The sequence below is a fragment of the Halobaculum roseum genome, from assembly GCF_019880245.1.
In the GTDB taxonomy this organism is placed as follows: domain Archaea; phylum Halobacteriota; class Halobacteria; order Halobacteriales; family Haloferacaceae; genus Halobaculum; species Halobaculum roseum.
Genome location: NZ_CP082286.1, coordinates 1,294,071 through 1,309,091, shown reverse-complemented (window position 1 = coordinate 1,309,091; position 15,021 = coordinate 1,294,071). Strand labels below are relative to the sequence as shown.

The 15,021-nt window shown below is 71.5% G+C and carries 14 protein-coding genes; 4 read left to right on the top strand and 10 right to left on the bottom strand.

Going from position 1 to position 15,021, the window contains the following annotated elements:
* Window positions 1–106: 106 nt before the first annotated feature.
* From K6T36_RS06600 to K6T36_RS06570, 7 genes are all read right to left on the bottom strand, one after another.
* On the bottom strand, window positions 107–1,399 hold the full coding sequence (locus K6T36_RS06600; RefSeq protein WP_222923145.1) for a hypothetical protein: 1,293 nt from the start codon (window positions 1,397–1,399) through the stop codon (window positions 107–109).
* Between the two features lie 56 nt (window positions 1,400–1,455).
* A complete protein-coding gene (trpG, locus tag K6T36_RS06595; protein WP_222923144.1) occupies window positions 1,456–2,049 on the bottom strand; it encodes an anthranilate synthase component II in 594 nt (197 codons plus the stop codon).
* Entirely contained in the window at window positions 2,046–3,932 is a 1,887-nt protein-coding gene (trpE, locus tag K6T36_RS06590) for an anthranilate synthase component I (protein ID WP_222923143.1), read from the bottom strand. Before trpE ends, trpG begins: the two co-directional genes overlap by 4 nt.
* Window positions 3,929–4,588, bottom strand: coding sequence for a phosphoribosylanthranilate isomerase (locus K6T36_RS06585; RefSeq protein ID WP_222923142.1), 660 nt, complete (start codon window positions 4,586–4,588; stop codon window positions 3,929–3,931). Before K6T36_RS06585 ends, trpE begins: the two co-directional genes overlap by 4 nt.
* Window positions 4,588–5,586: an anthranilate phosphoribosyltransferase gene (gene trpD / locus K6T36_RS06580; RefSeq protein WP_222923141.1), complete on the bottom strand. Its 999-nt coding sequence runs from the start codon at window positions 5,584–5,586 to the stop codon at window positions 4,588–4,590. Before trpD ends, K6T36_RS06585 begins: the two co-directional genes overlap by 1 nt.
* 149 nt (window positions 5,587–5,735) lie before the next feature.
* Complete coding sequence (locus K6T36_RS06575) at window positions 5,736–6,155, bottom strand: DUF8113 family protein (protein WP_390182321.1); 420 nt, start codon at window positions 6,153–6,155, stop codon at window positions 5,736–5,738.
* Window positions 6,156–6,210: 55 nt separating this feature from the next.
* On the bottom strand, window positions 6,211–7,101 hold the full coding sequence (locus K6T36_RS06570; RefSeq protein WP_222923140.1) for a Rieske (2Fe-2S) protein: 891 nt from the start codon (window positions 7,099–7,101) through the stop codon (window positions 6,211–6,213).
* Window positions 7,102–7,528: 427 nt separating this feature from the next.
* Here K6T36_RS06570 and ppc point away from each other — a divergent pair, with 427 nt between their 5' ends.
* Window positions 7,529–10,231 carry a phosphoenolpyruvate carboxylase gene (ppc, locus tag K6T36_RS06565; protein ID WP_222923139.1) on the top strand — a complete coding sequence of 901 codons (2,703 nt, stop codon included), beginning with the start codon at window positions 7,529–7,531 and terminating at the stop codon, window positions 10,229–10,231.
* A gap of 41 nt (window positions 10,232–10,272) precedes the next feature.
* Here ppc and K6T36_RS06560 read toward each other — a convergent pair whose 3' ends face one another.
* On the bottom strand, window positions 10,273–10,512 hold the full coding sequence (locus tag K6T36_RS06560; RefSeq protein ID WP_222923138.1) for a hypothetical protein: 240 nt from the start codon (window positions 10,510–10,512) through the stop codon (window positions 10,273–10,275).
* Window positions 10,513–10,647: 135 nt separating this feature from the next.
* Window positions 10,648–11,454: an aldo/keto reductase gene (locus K6T36_RS06555; RefSeq protein ID WP_222923137.1), complete on the bottom strand. Its 807-nt coding sequence runs from the start codon at window positions 11,452–11,454 to the stop codon at window positions 10,648–10,650.
* A gap of 197 nt (window positions 11,455–11,651) precedes the next feature.
* On the opposite strand from K6T36_RS06555, the gene K6T36_RS06550 reads away from it, so the two are divergent.
* The 3 genes from K6T36_RS06550 to K6T36_RS06540 all read left to right on the top strand — a co-directional run bounded on the left by K6T36_RS06550 (window position 11,652) and on the right by K6T36_RS06540 (window position 13,528).
* Window positions 11,652–12,026, top strand: coding sequence for a DUF5802 family protein (locus K6T36_RS06550; protein WP_222923136.1), 375 nt, complete (start codon window positions 11,652–11,654; stop codon window positions 12,024–12,026).
* A 123-nt stretch (window positions 12,027–12,149) separates the two neighbouring features.
* Window positions 12,150–13,061, top strand: a complete 912-nt coding sequence (locus K6T36_RS06545; RefSeq protein ID WP_222923135.1) for a Vms1/Ankzf1 family peptidyl-tRNA hydrolase — start codon at window positions 12,150–12,152, stop codon at window positions 13,059–13,061.
* Window positions 13,062–13,255: 194 nt separating this feature from the next.
* Window positions 13,256–13,528: a HalOD1 output domain-containing protein gene (locus K6T36_RS06540; RefSeq protein ID WP_225935196.1), complete on the top strand. Its 273-nt coding sequence runs from the start codon at window positions 13,256–13,258 to the stop codon at window positions 13,526–13,528.
* Window positions 13,529–13,737: 209 nt separating this feature from the next.
* Here the strand turns inward: K6T36_RS06540 and K6T36_RS06535 are convergent, their stop codons facing one another.
* Window positions 13,738–14,991 carry a carboxylate--amine ligase gene (locus K6T36_RS06535; RefSeq protein WP_222923133.1) on the bottom strand — a complete coding sequence of 418 codons (1,254 nt, stop codon included), beginning with the start codon at window positions 14,989–14,991 and terminating at the stop codon, window positions 13,738–13,740.
* Between the last annotated feature and the right edge of the window lie 30 nt (window positions 14,992–15,021).

The following is a 15,021-nucleotide window of genomic DNA, read 5'->3' as shown; positions in this document are numbered from 1 at the left end:
TCCCATTCCCAAATTCGTATCCAAAGATGCGGTCTAGGGAGGAACAACCCCGGCCTCGACGGACGGAGTAATGGCTACTTCCGTGCCGGATCTCCGCCCGCCCGACTCACTCCCGCGCGAGGAACCGCTCGAATATCTGCGGATACTCCTTCAACTTCATCCGCGCGATCAACGCGTAGCAGTAGGCGTCGACGCGGTCGCGCCACAGCGGCCGTTGGTAGCTCCCGGCGAACCCGACCTCGGCCACGTCGATGTCCTCGCCGGCGCGCGCGGTCAGGATCGACAACAGCGGCGGCGGCGAGTCGCCGACGACCCGCCGGAAGCGCCGCATCGCCGCGCGCTTCTCGCGGATCACGTGCCCCGAGTCGAACGACCGCGGGCCGTCCGGCTCCATCACGAGCGCGTCGACCGCGCGGTCGTGCGCGCGCCGCTGTGCGAGCGCCTGCCCGGCCTCGACGGCGTTCACGAGCCCCAGATACTCGTCCCAGTCGGCGACGAGATAGTCCGTGTCGTAACACCACATCGAGAGCTTCCAGCGGGCAGTGTAGTAGGGTCCGGGGCCGTGGTCGTCCTCGATCGACTCGATCTCCTCGCGGAGTTCGCCCCGGTCCGGGAACTCGTCGATCGCGTCACGGAACCGCGTGTCGAGCCGCTCGATCCGGTCGGCCCACGGCTCGCCGTCGTCGCCGACGAGCTCCTCGATCTGCTCGCGGTAGTGTTCCGCATCGCGGACGCGTAGGGCAGCCTGGCGGTTGCCGGCGTGGATCGACGCGATCTCGTCGGCGTCGTATCCACGGTCGCGGTCCGGGTCGGGCTCGTGGGCGTCGAACCGAACGAGCTGGATCCGTCGTTCGATCTCGTGGTACCAGCCGAGGTCGCGGCCGGGTTCTGCGACCGGATAGTCGTCGATCCCGTCGAGGATGCGATCGGCCCGGTCCCGGATCGCCGTGCCTCGCTCGGCGAGTTGTTCGGGGTCGGCCTCGGGGCGGTCGAGTCGCGCGAGCGCGAACCCCACGTCCTCGGCGGCGAACCCCATCCCGCCGGTGGCGTAGAACGTCGCCTCCCGGTAGCGCCCCTCCTCGAGGTACTCCCGGGCGTCCTCCAGCCAGCCGCCGTCGCCGGTGAACCGTTCGTCGGTGTCGAGTTCCTCCCACAGGTCGCGGCCGCGCTCGACCTCCGCCGCGAGTCGCTCGACGGCGTCGCGCGCGTGCGCCTCGCTCACGGGCGGGTGCCAGCGGTGGTCGGTCGGGTCCGGGAGCCACTTCGAGGCCCGATCGGTAACGGGATCGGGGAGAGCGGTCGGTTCGGTCGCGCCGACGCCGACGGTGGCGCCCGCGAGCGCGAGCCCGGCGCCGGTGAGGAGGCCGCGCCTGCTCGGGGAGGGGAGGTCGGGGACCATACGCGTTCGGTGCTCGTCCCCGGCTGAAATGTCTTGTCGTGCGTCGGGTCCCCGGCTCAGACGCCGCGCAGGAAGTTCTCGATCACGTCGTGACCGACCGCCGTCAGCACCGACTCGGGGTGGAACTGCACCGCCTCGATGGGGTGCTCGCGGTGGCGCACGCCCATCACCAGCTCCTCCCCGTCGTGGTCTGTCGTCGCCGTGACGGCGAAGCAGTCGGGCACCTCGGTGGCGATCAGCGAGTGGTAGCGACCGGCCCGGAAGCCCTGCTCCAGCCCGGCGAACACGCCTGCGCCGTCGTGGTCGACGGGGAACGCCTTCCCGTGGACCGGCTCGGGCGCGTGGCCGACGCTGCCCCCGTACTCGTACACCGCGGCCTCCAGCCCGAGACAGACGCCGAGGGTCGGCACCTCGGGCGACAGCTCGCGGAGGACGGGCGCGGAGACGCCCACGTCCCGGTCGTTCTTCGGGTGGCCCGGGCCGGGCGAGATGAGGAGCGCGTCGGGGTCGGTGTCGCGCACCTCCGCCAGCGTCGCGGCGTTCTTCAACACCGATATCTCGGGCGCCTCGCCGTCGATCCGGAGGTCCGAAACGTACTCCACGAGGTTGTACGTGAACGAGTCGTAGTTGTCGACGACGGTGACGTTCATCGGTCCACCTCCGGGGTGTCCGTCGAGGTCTCCGTCGGCTGCTCACCCTCGTCCTCGGCCCCGTCGCCGTCGTCGTCTCGCGGCTCCGCCGCTCGGCCGTCCGCGGCGTGGTTCGAGACGCTTTGCGTCTCGTCATCACGAGAGCCTTCGGCTCTCGAACGACTTCGCGCCGCGCGCTCGACCCGGATCCGGTCGACGGCGTCGAGCACGCCGGCCATCTTCTGCTCGGTCTCCTCGTACTCGCTGGCCGGGTCCGAGTCGGCGACGACGCCGGCGCCCGCGCGGACGGTCAGGCGGTCGGGGCCGACCCCGCCGTCTCGCGGCTCCGCCGCTCGACTTCCCGTGCCGCTTCGCGGCACGCCGTGTTCCACCGTCGCCGTCCGGATCACGATCGCGAAGTCGGCGTCGCCGGTCCACGAGTAGTAGCCGACGCCGCCGCCGTACACCCCCCGCGGCTCCAGCTCCAGCTCGTCGATCAGCTCCATCGCCCGCACCTTCGGCGCGCCGGTGAGGGTGCCCGCGGGGAACGTCGCCCGCGTCGCGTCGAAGGCGTCCGCGTCGGCCGCGAGCGTCCCCGTCACGGTCGACTCGATGTGCTGGACGTGGCTGTACTTGAGGACGTTCATGAACTCCTCGACGCGGACGCTGCCCGCCTCGCTCACGCGGCGCACGTCGTTGCGCGCGAGATCCACGAGCATGGTGTGTTCGGCGCGCTCCTTCCCGTCCGCGAGCAACTCGCCCGCCAGCTTCCGGTCCTCGACGGGCGAGGTCCCCCGCCGGATCGTCCCCGCGATGGGGTTGGAGACGACGCGGTCGCCGTCGACGGAGACGAGCGTCTCCGGGGACGCGCCGATCACCGAGCGGTCGCCGTGGCGCAGCAGGTACATGTACGGCGAGGGGTTCACCGCCCGAAGCGACTCGTACAGGCCGAGGTCGTCCACCTCGCCCTCCAGCGTCCGCGTGCGGGAGATCACGCCCTGATACACCTCGCCGTCGAGGACGGCCTCCTTCGTCTCGCGGACGGCGTCCTCGTACTCCTCGCGCGGGCCGGCCGTCTCGCGGTCGACGCGGACGCCGCCCGTCGCGGGCGCCTCGGCGTTCCGGAGGGTCGACGCCACGTCGGCCGCCTCGTCGGCCAGACGGTCGTACACCGCCCCGGGGTCCTCGTCGTCGCCGACGATCGGCGTGAACACGAGCGAGACGCTCCCCTCGCGGTCGTCGAACGCGAGCGTTCTGGTGGTGAGCACGAACTCGGCGTCCGGCACGACGGGGTCGGGCCGGTCGACGCCGACCTCCTCGAGCCACAGGTCGTACACCGCGTCGTACGCGAGGAAGCCGACGAGCCCGCCGTCGAGCGTCTGGCGGTCGTTCTCGGGGAAGCCCACGCGGTCGAGGTCGGGCAGGGCGGCGCGAACGCGGTCGACGGTGTCGCCGGCGGCGGGGCCGCGAACGTCGACGTGGTCGGCGGCCGGTCCCAGCCGCTGTAGGTCGGTGCCGTCGGGGCCGACCGCGATCACCGCCTCGGGGTCGTAGCCGACGAACGAGTAGCGCGCGTGGCGCTCGGCGGTGCCGTCGGTGCCGCCGTCGCTCCTCGCGTCGCCGCCGTCGCTTCGGGTGCCGGCGCGGCCGCGCGAACTCGGCGCGAACGCGCCGTCGGGGTCGCTGGAGGCGACCTTCTCGGCGCTCTCCAGCAGGAACGAGTGGTCCGAGCGGTCCGCGAGCGCCGCGTAGGCGGTCAGCGGCTCCACGTCGACGCCCAACTCGGCGGTCGCGTGGACGACGCACGGGCCGTCGCAGTCGGCCGACTCGACCAGGTCGACGAACGCCTCGCGCGAACGCGAGAGGTGGACGCCGGGCTCGCTCTGATCGCCCTCGCGGGTCACTCGTACACCTCCTCGGCCTCGCCGAGCGCGCGCCCGGCGTTGCGGACGAACCGCGAGACGGCCGCGTGGTCCTTCGCGCCGGGCGAGCGCTCGACGCCGCTGGCGACGTCGACGCCGAACGGCTCGACGGTCGCGGCGGCGTCGGCGACGTTCTCGGGGGTTAGCCCCCCGGCGAGGATCACGGGGGAGACGAGCTCTCGGCGCAGGTCGGCCGCGGCCGTCCAGTCACCCGTCTTCCCGGTGCCGCCGCCGCCGTCCTCGTCGGTGGAGTCGACCAGCAGCGCGTCGGCGGCCTCGTCCAGTTTCCGCGCGCGGTCGGGCTCGTCGTAGTCGACGACCGGGACGACCTTCGTCTCGGTCTCCGCGCGGATGTAGCCGATCTCCTCGGGCGAGAACTCGCCGTGGAGCTGGACCACGTCGGGCGTCACGGTCCGGACGGCGTCGACGGCGTCCTCGGGCGTCTCGGGCATCGTGACGAGCACCGTCGTGAGCAACGGCGGCGCCATCGACAGCAGGTCCGCCGCCTGCGCGAGGTCCACCTCGCGGGGGGTGTCGACCGACACCTCGGAGATGACGCCGACGGCGTCGGCGCCGGCGTCGGCGACCGCGCGGAGGTCGGCGCCGTTGGTGACGCCGCAGATCTTCACGCGGACCATCAGCTCCGGAGCGCCTCGAACGTCGCGGCGGCGTCGCCCTCGTCGATGGCGTTCGCCGCCACCTCGGTTCCCTCCTCGATCGAGTCGGCGAGGCCGGCGACGTAGATCGCGGCGCCCGCGTTCGCGAGGATCACGTCACGCTTCGGGCCGGCCACGTCGCCGCGGACGATCCCGGTCAGGTCCTCGGCGTTCTCCTCGGGCGTGCCGCCGGCGATGTCCGCGACGGGTGCGGGCTCCAGCCCGATGTCCTGGGGCGTGAGCGTGAACTCGGTGACCTCGTCGCCGTCGACCTCGGCGACCGTCGTCGGACCGTGGAGGCCGATCTCGTCGGCGCCGTCGCCGTGGACGACGAGCGCGCGCTCGACGGGCATGTGCGTGAGCGACTCGGCGATGACCGGGACGAGATCCGGGTCGTACACGCCGAGCACCTGCGCGTCGGCGCCCGCGGGGTTGGTGAGCGGCCCGAGGACGTTGAAGATCGTCCGCATCCCGAGATCCTGGCGCGGGCCGATGACGGCCTTCATCGCGGGGTGGAACACCGTCGCGAGCATGAAGCCGATGCCGTCGCGCTCGATGGCGTCCTCGACGGCCGGCGGCTCGGCGTCGACCTCGACGCCCGCTACCTCCAGCACGTCCGCCGAGCCCGACGACGAGGAGACGGAGTAGTTGCCGTGCTTGGCGACGGTGACGCCCGCCCCGGCGGCGACGATCGCCGACGTGGTCGAGACGTTGATCGTGTCGTAGTCGTCGCCGCCGGTGCCGCAGGTGTCGACGAGCGGGCCGGCGTCGGGCTCGATCGTCCGCGCGGCCTCGCGCATCCCCTGCGCGAACCCGGCGATCTCGGCCTCCGTCTCGCCTTTCGCGCGCAACCCCGCGAGCAACGCGCCGATCTGCGCCTCGGTCGCCCCCTCGAACACCGCCGTCGACGCCTCGCGCGCCTCCGCGACGCTCAGGTCCTCCCCCTCGGTCACGCGCTCGATGTGATCCTGTATACTCATTGTAAACCACCGTTGTCGGTGTTGGTCGTACAATGTACGAATGTGTGCATCGCAATAAGGCTGTCGCGGGCGGCGGACACGTGGCGTCGCTGGCGTGTGTGGCGGTCGAGCGCGGCTGTCGGTCTCGAACGCGGACCGTCGGTCGCGATCTACTCCGCGTCGTCGCCGTCGCGGTCGCCGTCGCCGTCATCGTCGCGGACCGCGGTCGGGTCCGTCGGGAACTCCTCGACCTCGTTCGCGAGGCTGGCGGCGTCGCCGGCGACGGTCTCGACGTCGACGCCGGCTTCGTTCGCGACCGTGCGGAGGTGGGAGGCAAGCAGCGCCAGCGTCTCCAGTCCCGCCTGCTCGCCCTCGCTGCGGCGGGCGGTCGTGGTGTCCACGCGGTCGCCGCGGACCACGCCGACGTGGAGCGCGGTGAGGTCGTCGGCGTCCTCGAGGAGGGCGCGAGCGGTCGCCAGTTCGCGCTCGAACGTCCGGTCCGCGGGCGCGTCGCTGTCGGACGCGTCCCCGTCGGGGTCGCCGCTGCGGGGGTCGTCGCCGTCGGTCGTGTCGGGGGTGTCGTCGCTCACGGGCGGGTCGTCGCGGGCGGCGAGGAAAAGCGGTCGGGTGCGGGTCGGCGCGCGTCTACTCGTCGGGGCGCGGGCGCGCGGTGAACAGCGTCGGGACGATGCTGAACGGCTCGTACACCGACTGGTGACACGGACAGTACACCTCGTTGGAGGCGTTGAACTTCGTGCCGCCCTCGGCCTTGAAGCCGGGCACGCAACAGAAGTGGGTACACTTGTTGAGCCACGCGATGACGCCCTGGGAGGTCGACGCCTGGAGCCACTGCTGGACGTCCGAGGTGACGGTGTACGGCTCCCTCTGGTCCGGGGCGGGCGCCTGCCCGTTCTCCGCGAGCTGCTCGATGATCGTCGACCGGAGGACGTTCACCGGGATCGTGTCCTCGGTGTCCTGGGAGCGCCAGTTGGCGGTGCCGGGCTTGCCGATGCCGTCGACGCCGACCCCGTTGCCCCACGTCTCGTAGTCGTCGAACATGCTGATGTTGAGGGCGGTGCCGGGTTCGAGCTCGTTCTGCCACTCGAAGCCGGGGGCGCCGCCGACGTAGAAGACGTTGTCCGACTCGTAGGTCGGCTGGATGCCCTGATACGTCTCGACGCCGCAGTACTGGAACCACTCCGAGGAGTACGTCTTGCCGCCCAGATCCATCTCGGCGACGTTGATGGTCTGGCCCTGCACCGTCTCCTGGCTCACCTCCGGCCAGACGCCCTGGATCGTCCCGTCGCTTTGGATCTCGATGGGGACCTGCGGCATGCCGCGCGGCGCCGGCCCCGCGGTGTTCTCGATCGCCATCGCCTCGGTGGCACCCCCGCCGCGTCCCGGGGAGGTGGTGAGGCTGTTGACGGCAGCCGACCCGGTGGCCCCGACGCCCGCGAGGGCCGCTCCGCCCACGACGCCCTTGACGAACCGGCGACGGCCGGACTCGCCGGGGTACTTGTCGTCGTCTGCGCTCATAGCTCCCTCTCGGGAGGCGCCACGCAAAAGCCTGACGAAAGGGTGAACCCGGCCGTCTCCCGTCGATTCTGTCGCGCGCCGACCGGGGGGATGCCCTCCCCGGCGACACGCCGTGGCTTCGCGGCCGCGATTCCGTTCCGGACGGGTGCAGAACGGAGCCGTCCGGAGCGCTCCACATCCCTCATAGCGAGCTTCTTGACGCGTCCACGGAACCGGTCTGTTGGCGACCGCGTCACCCCGACCCGAGTCGCCGGTTCCGTGTCCATCCCCGTCGGGCGGTACAGCCACGCCCGGCGGGATTCGACTCGCGTGCCGTCGAGCGGCGCGCCGGCCGGTCGCCAGTTCGATTTACTCGATCGTGAAGGAATTTCCCGCAATATTGCCCCCTATCGGGAGGGTTGTCCCTCATCCCCGTGCATGCGAGTGTATGTCATTCGATGCGCGGGATGTCGGTCGCGACATCCGCGAGCTGGCCGCGCTGCTGGGCGAGGTACTCGAGCGGCAGACGTCGAGGGAGGCGTTCGACACCGTCGAGGAGGTCCGTCGCGCCTCCATCGACTACCGCCGTGGCGACGCCCCGTCGCGCGACCCGGTTCGCGAGCGGCTGTCGGGGCTGGACTCGGAGACGACCCGGACGGTCGCGCGGGCGTACGCGGCGTACTTCGAACTCGTCAACGTCGCCGAGGAGCGCGAACGCGTCCGGGCGGTCCGCCGCGGCCGCGCGGAGGGCGATCTGGGCGACGGCCTCGACCGCACCGCCGAGGCGCTCGCCGAGGTCGACGCCGACACCGCCCAGCAGGTACTGGAGGACGTCCGCGTCGTCCCGACGTTCACCGCTCACCCGACGGAGGCGCGCCGGAAGACGGTGAAGGCGAAGCTCCGACGGGTCGCGGAGATCCTCCGTGACCTGGACGAACGCCGCCTCACCGACGGCGAGTTCGACGAGTTGGACCGCGACCTGGAGTCGGAGGTCGAGACGCTGTGGTCGACGCGGCAGGTCCGCCCGCGGCGCCCAACCCCGACGGACGAGGCGCGCGACGTGCGCTGGTACCTGGAGAACACGCTGTTCGACGTGGCCGCCGAGGCCGAGGCCGCGCTGACCGACCGCGTGGTCGAGGCGCACCCGGACCTGGACGCCAGCGACGCGGCCGACGCGGCCGGCACGCTCGACTTCCGCTCGTGGGCCGGCTCCGACCGCGACGGCAACCCGTTCGTCACGCCCGAGGTGACGAGCGAGACGCTGGAGTCTCAACGCGAGGCGGTACTCGACCGCTACGTCGACGCCCTGACCGACGTGCTGGGCGCGCTCAGCCAGGAGGGCGAGCGCCTCGACCACACCGACGAGTTCGAGGCGCGCGTCGCCGCCGACCGCGAGGCGGTGCCGGCGGTCGCCGCCGACGCCGACGAGCGCTACCCCGAGGAGCCGTACCGCCGCGCCGTCACCGTCGTCCGCGCCCGCGTCGAGCGCGTCGACGACCTCCGTCCCGGCGGCTACGACGACCCCGACGACCTCGTCGCCTCGTTGCGGGCGCTCGCGGGGGACCTGCGCGCGAACGGCCACGAGACGACCGCCGCAGAGCGCGTCGACCCGCTGGTTCGGCGCGTCGAGACGTTCGGCTTCTCGCTGGCGGCGCTGGACCTGCGCGACCATCAGGAGAACCACACCGAGACGGTCGCGGACGTGCTCGCGCGCGAGGGCCTCGACTACGAGGCGATGGACGAGGACGAGCGCGTCGCCGTCCTCACCGAATCGGTCGTCGACGACGCCGTCGGCAGCCTCGACCCCGGCGAGGAGTTCTCCGAGACCAGCGAGCGCGTCTGCGACCGGTTCCGCGCGCTGGCCGACTGGCACCGGGAGTACGGCGAGGAGGCGATCGACGCCTACTGCATCTCGATGACCGAGGAGCCCTCCCACGTGCTGGAGGTGCTGTACCTCGCGGACCTCGCCGGCGTCGTCGACCTCCCGGACCACTGCGGGCTCGACGTGGTGCCGCTGCTGGAGACGGCGTCGGCGCTCGCGAACGCCCGCGACATCTTCGACACGCTCGTCAACAACGACGCGTACGGCGCCGCGCTGGAGGAGCGAGGGAACCTCCAGGAGGTGATGCTCGGCTACTCCGACTCCAACAAGGAGAACGGGCCGTTGGCGGCGGCGTGGGACCTCCAGCAGAACGCCCGCAGGCTCGCGGAGGTCGCCGACGACCTGGGCGTCGAGCTGCGGCTGTTCCACGGCCGCGGCGGCTCCATCTCCCGCGGCGGCGGCCCGATGAACGAGGCGATGCTCGCGTTGCCGCCGGAGACCGCGACCGGCGAGATCAAGTTCACCGAGCAGGGCGAGGCCATCGCCGAGAAGTTCGCCAACCCCCGGGTCGCCGAGCGCGAGTTGGAACAGATGCTCGACGCGCAGGTTCGCGCCCGCCTGCGCGCGCTGCAGGGCACCGCGCCCGACGTGCGTGAGGAGTGGGAGGCGGCGATGGACGCCGCCGGCGAGGGCGCCCGGGACGCCTACCAGGACCTGCTGGAGACCGACGGCTTCGTCGAGTTCTTCGAGACGGCGACGCCGATCACCGTCATCGAGGACCTCAACATGGGGTCGCGGCCGGCCTCGCGGTCGGGCGAGCGGACGGTCGAGGACCTGCGCGCGATCCCGTGGGTGTTCTCGTGGACTCAGAGCCGCGCCATCCTCCCCGGCTGGTTCTCGACCGCCTCCGGACTGGACACCTACCTGGAGGACGGCGGCGACCTCGATACCCTCCGGGAGATGTACGAGGAGTGGCCGTTCTTCCGGACGACGGTCGACCACGTCGCGCTGTCGCTGGCGCGCACGGAGCTGGAGATCGCCGCCGAGTACGCCGACCTCGCGCCCGAGCACCTCCGCGAGGAGTTCTTCCCGCGGATCGAAGCGGAGTACGAGCGCGCCGTCGAACTGGTCCGGGAGATCACCGGGCGCGAGGAGCTGATCGGTCGCGAGTGGCTCCGCGAGAGCCTCCAGCGCCGCAACCCCTACGTCGACCCGCTGAACCTCCTGCAGGTGGACCTGCTCTCGCGCACCCACCTGACCGAGGCGGAGGAACGCGCGCTCCGCCTGACGGTGAAGGGGATCGCGGCCGGGATGAAGAACACCGGGTAGCCGTCGCCTCGACCTCCGGCAGTCGGTTGGTTCTCCGTCGGTCACCGTCCAAGCACTCGCAGCGCCGTGCGAACCGCGTCGCCGCCGAACAGCGTGACCGCCGCGGCGACGACGACCACCGACAGCGCCGCCCACACGGTTCCCGGCGGCGGCTCGACGGTCGCGAACCGCACGAGCGCGCCGCCGAGCACCGCGAACACCACCGCGACCGCCAACACCTGCCGGGACGCCGGCCCGACGGGATCGTCGCGTTCGTCGTCTCCGTTGGAGGTTTCTCGCATCGTATCCGAACGATGCCGCCGCTCGGGGTTAACTATCTGCCTTGTCCGGAGTGAAAGTAAAACTCGGAGGCGGACGGACTCTGCTGCGTCGACGACAGGGGTCGATGACGGATGTGGAGCGGTCGGGGCGGCGGCTCAGGCGTCGACCCGGTTCCAGGGCGCCTCCTCGAAGTCGACGATGCGGTGTTCCTCGGAGAGGCCGTCGATGGTCGCGACCTCCTCGTCGGTCAGCTCCAGCTCCGTCGCCGCGAGGTTGTCGCGGATGTGCGCCTCGCTCGTCGCCTTCGGGATCGCGGCGAGCTCGTCGTGGGCGAGCAGCCACGCGATCGACACCTGCGCGGGCGTGGCGTCGTGGGCCTCCGCGATCTCGACGATCTCGTCGATGTCGGCGACCTGATTGCGCGCGATGGGACAGTAGGCGACGAGCCAGTGGCCGTCCTCGCGGGCGTACTCCCGAAGCTCCTCCTGTTGGAGCATCGGGTGGCACTCGACCTGGTGGGCGAACAGGTCCACGTCGAGGTGTTCGCGTGCTTCGTCCAGTTGGTCGGGCCGGAAGTTCGAGAGGCCGACGCGGTCGACGGTGCCCTCCGCGACGAGGTCGTTCAGCGCGCGCGCCGTCTCCTCGGCGTCGTAGCTGTTGATCGGCCAGTGGACGTACAGCAGGTCGATGGCGTCGACGCCGAGGCGCGCGGCGGACTCGTGGGCGGTGTCGTAGGCGTCGTCGTAGCTCAGATTCTCCGACTGGAGCTTCGTCGCGACGAAGAGGTCCTCGGGGTCGGCGCCGGCGGCCTCGATCCCCTCGCGGACGAGCGCCTCGTTCCCGTACATCTGTGCGGTGTCGATCGCGTCGTAGCCGGCCTCGACGGCCGTCCGGACGCTCTCGACGCACTGCGGGCCGGTGAGCTGGTACGTACCGAGACCGAACCGCTGGAAGTCGGACATACCCGACGCTTCGGGGCGGCCCCCCTCAAGGCGTCGGTGTCGGCGGGCGCCGCCGACTCGCGAGCGGACCGCCGTGGCAGTCCTCGGAGCCGTCCGATTTTCGCCCGACGGGAATCGGCGTCCTCCGAAATGCGGTCCGACTTAATGGTTCGTGCTAACGTTTATCACTCTGAACGACCGCGTATCGGATGTACCGCATGTTCGAACGGTTCTCACACGGCTACTACCTGGGCGAGCTGTACGTGCAGCCCAGCGACAGCGACGGCGCGGCGGCGATCAAGCGGGCGGATCACGAGCGCGTGAACGAACAGCTGTATGCGGACGAGGAGGGGATCACCCGACTCGACAACCCGCTCGTGATGAAGGTCGGGACGAAGCACTTCCCGGTCGTCGGCGACGAGGACGTTCCCTCCGGGACGCTCGCGCTGCCGGAAGCCGCCGTGCCGGAGGACCTCAAGTTCCGCCTGCCGGGCCGCAGCGAGGTGTTCCTCGCGAACGCCGAGCGCGCCGGCGACCTGCTCCGCTTCACCGGGTGGGAGGGCGACACCGGCGACCCCGCGGAGTACGCCTGAGGCGGGTCGCGGCCGGCGGTGTTCCGCGACGCGTAGCGACGCCGTCCGGGGCTGGACGGCAATCGCCGGCGTCGCCGGCCGATCCCCGTACCGTTTTTGCCCCGGGGGCTCGCCGACTCGCGTATGATCGATCGACTCCTCGGCAGGAGGCGCCTGAAGGAGCGCATCGCCGAGCTGGAGGGGGAACGCGACGACGCCGTCGCGCACATGGAGGCCGAGGAGGAGCGGCGCGCCGAGGCCGCCCGGAAGCGTCAGGAGGCCGAAAAGCGCGTCAACGAGCTGGAAACGCGGATCACGGAGCTTGAGGACCGCCTGGAGCGCGCCGAGCAGCGGGAGGCCGACGCCGACGCGAGCGTCGACTTCCGCGACATCGAGACGCTGCGGCCCGACCGCCGCGACGAGGTGCTCTCGCGCCTGCGGAGCGTGGAGACCGGCCCGGAGGGGGCGCTGTCGGCGTTCGTCGCCGACGACGGCGACGTGCCCGACGCGGTGTCGGCGGCGCTCGGCGATCGCGCGTCCTTGGCGCGCCGGGCGGCCCCGACGCTCGTGTACGTCGACGACGCCGGGCTGGTGTCGTGCGCGCTCGCGCCGGCGCTGGACCCGGAGCCCTTCTGCGAGTGGTCGGCGGGCTTTCGGGTCGAGGAGGGGTGGTTCCGGCCGACGGGGCGGTTCGCGTTCGGGCTGGCGCGCTCGGACACCTTCGCGGTCGGCGTGTACGAGGGCGACGAGCGCGTCGACCTGGAGACGGTCCGGACGGACGTGATGGACGAGCACGACAAGGGCGGCTTCTCGCAGGCGCGCTACGAGCGCCTCCGCGAGGAGCAGATCGACGAGCACCTGGAGGAGTGTGAGGCGGCGCTGTCGGCGTTGCCGGCGGATCTGAACCGCGTGGTGCTGGTCGGCGAGTCGGGGATCGTGAAGCGGCTGGCGGAGCACGCGGATCACACCGCGGGGAGCGACGCGACCGGGAAGCCGGAGGCGGCGCTGGAGGAGGCGTTCTCGGAGTTCTGGACGGCGCGGCTGCGGCTGATCTGACGCGCGTCGGCGCCGGACCGCAGCCGTCGCCGGGATCCGACGGACCGTCCGGCTTCCACGTGCGATCGTGTAGATACCACTTCCGGAGGACTGGCCGTCGCGTGGCTGAATGTGGCGATCGATCCGATGCAGTCCGGCGATCGGTCGACTGTATCGCAGCCATGCCTATTACTCCGGGTACTGAAATCCCTCGCGTGACCGACGACTCCGAGTCTCAGATCATCCATCGCGAACTCGACACGGACGTGGAGAACCCGGGGGCGGAGATCGCCGGGATCGTCCAGGAGATCGAGGGGAAGGAGCCGACCGACCTGTCGACCATCTACGAGTGCGTCGACGGCGTGCTCGATCACGTCTTCTCCACGCCGCCGTCGCCGCGAGCACAGATGCAGGTCGAGTTCACCTACGAGTCGTACCGGATCACCGTCCATCAGGACGGCGAGGCGACGTTCCTGAAGACGGACTGATCCGCGTTGCAGACCCGATCGGCGGAATCGATCCGCGGCCCCTTTTCGGATCTCGCCCGCCGCAACCGCACCGCAGCCACGACCTCCCCAGCCGATTCGCTCACCCGGGCGCGGCGACGCCGCGCCCGGGTCGCTTATCCCTCGCGCGCATCCGGCGGACACTGAGGTCCGCCGGCACGCGCCACCGGGGAGTCACCGCCTTCGCGGCCTCAACAGGAGCAGTAGTACTCCCGGTCGGTGAACTCGCCGGTCAGATATTTCACGGCGGGCGCCGGGTCGCTCGGGCGGTAGACCCCGGTCGTCAGGTCGCCCTCGCGCTCGAAGCCGCCGGAGACGAGGCTCGCCCAGTCGTCCTCGGAGAGCACGTCCCAGAACGCCGCGTCGGTGAGACACCGCTGCACGTAGTCCGGGAGGTACACCCACCGGGCGTCGCGGGGCCCGCCGCCGGCCGCGTCGGCCTCGTACTCGACGCCGTCGACGGCGTCGGCGTAGGCGGCCATCGGGAGGTTCGCGCCGGCGGCGACGGGCATCGAGATCCACTTCCACGGCCGCGTGTTCACGTCGAGCAGCACGTACTCCTCGCGGTCGGCGTCGTACACGAACTCCGACTCGCTGATGCCGTGGTACCCGGTCTCCTCCAGCACCGCGAGCGCGTGCTCGCGGACGGACGGCTCCTCGACGCGCTCGACCAGACAGGAGGTGCCGAACTCTGGGTACCGCACCGCGGCGTTGCCGACGACGGCGAGCGGGTCGCGCTCGGCCGATTCGGGTGGCATGTAGCTCGCGAGCGAGGTGTCACGGCCCGCCTCGGTGTTCACCTTCTCCTGGGCGAGCACGGTCGCGTCGTGCTCGCGGGCCCCCGCGACGACCTCCTCGAACTCCCCGCGGTCGGCGACCTCGATGACGTTCGTCCCGAACGCCTCCTCGAACTTCCGCTTGTGTGCGGGCTTGACGACGAACGGGAACGCCAGCGTCCCGACGATCTCGTCGATCCCGTGCTCGCCGACCTCGTACGTCTCGGGGTACGGCACCCCGAGGGCCTCGCACAGCGCGTAGAGGTTCGCCTTGTCGAGCACGCGCTCGACGCCGGCGAGATCCGAGAACGGCAGGCGGACGCCCGCGGGCTCGGTCTCGGCGAACCCGCGGACCCACTCGTCCATGCAGGCGAACGCGACCGGCTCGAACTCGAGGGCGTCGGCGATGCGCTCCACGTCCGCCCGGAAGCCGTCGGCGTCGTCCAGCGGGTAGGTGACCTGCCCGGCGTAGTCGACGGCGTCGGAGGGCGGCGCGAGCCCCGAGTCGGTGCGATCCACGGCGATCACGGGCACGCCGTGGGCCGAGAGCGCGCGGGCGACGCTCACCCCGGTGATGTGCGCGTTGGCGACGAGCGCGGGCGGGCGGTCGAAGTCGGCGTCCGACAGCGCCGCGACGAGCGCGTCGGTGTCGTGGAAGGTGTCGGCCATGCCTCGGGGTTCGGTTCGGCGGGCTAAAGC

Bases quoted from the DNA above. Each gene is read 5' to 3' on its own strand.
- K6T36_RS06600 (WP_222923145.1), bottom strand. From the start codon at position 1,399: ATGGTCCCCGACCTCCCCTCCCCGAGCAGGCGCGGCCTCCTCACCGGC.
- trpG (WP_222923144.1), bottom strand. From the start codon at position 2,049: ATGAACGTCACCGTCGTCGACAACTACGACTCGTTCACGTACAACCTC.
- K6T36_RS06585 (WP_222923142.1), bottom strand. From the start codon at position 4,588: ATGGTCCGCGTGAAGATCTGCGGCGTCACCAACGGCGCCGACCTCCGC.
- trpD (WP_222923141.1), bottom strand. From the start codon at position 5,586: ATGAGTATACAGGATCACATCGAGCGCGTGACCGAGGGGGAGGACCTG.
- K6T36_RS06570 (WP_222923140.1), bottom strand. From the start codon at position 7,101: ATGAGCGCAGACGACGACAAGTACCCCGGCGAGTCCGGCCGTCGCCGG.
- ppc (WP_222923139.1), top strand. From the start codon at position 7,529: ATGTCATTCGATGCGCGGGATGTCGGTCGCGACATCCGCGAGCTGGCC.
- K6T36_RS06560 (WP_222923138.1), bottom strand. From the start codon at position 10,512: ATGCGAGAAACCTCCAACGGAGACGACGAACGCGACGATCCCGTCGGG.
- K6T36_RS06555 (WP_222923137.1), bottom strand. From the start codon at position 11,454: ATGTCCGACTTCCAGCGGTTCGGTCTCGGTACGTACCAGCTCACCGGC.
- K6T36_RS06550 (WP_222923136.1), top strand. From the start codon at position 11,652: ATGTTCGAACGGTTCTCACACGGCTACTACCTGGGCGAGCTGTACGTG.
- K6T36_RS06545 (WP_222923135.1), top strand. From the start codon at position 12,150: ATGATCGATCGACTCCTCGGCAGGAGGCGCCTGAAGGAGCGCATCGCC.
- K6T36_RS06535 (WP_222923133.1), bottom strand. From the start codon at position 14,991: ATGGCCGACACCTTCCACGACACCGACGCGCTCGTCGCGGCGCTGTCG.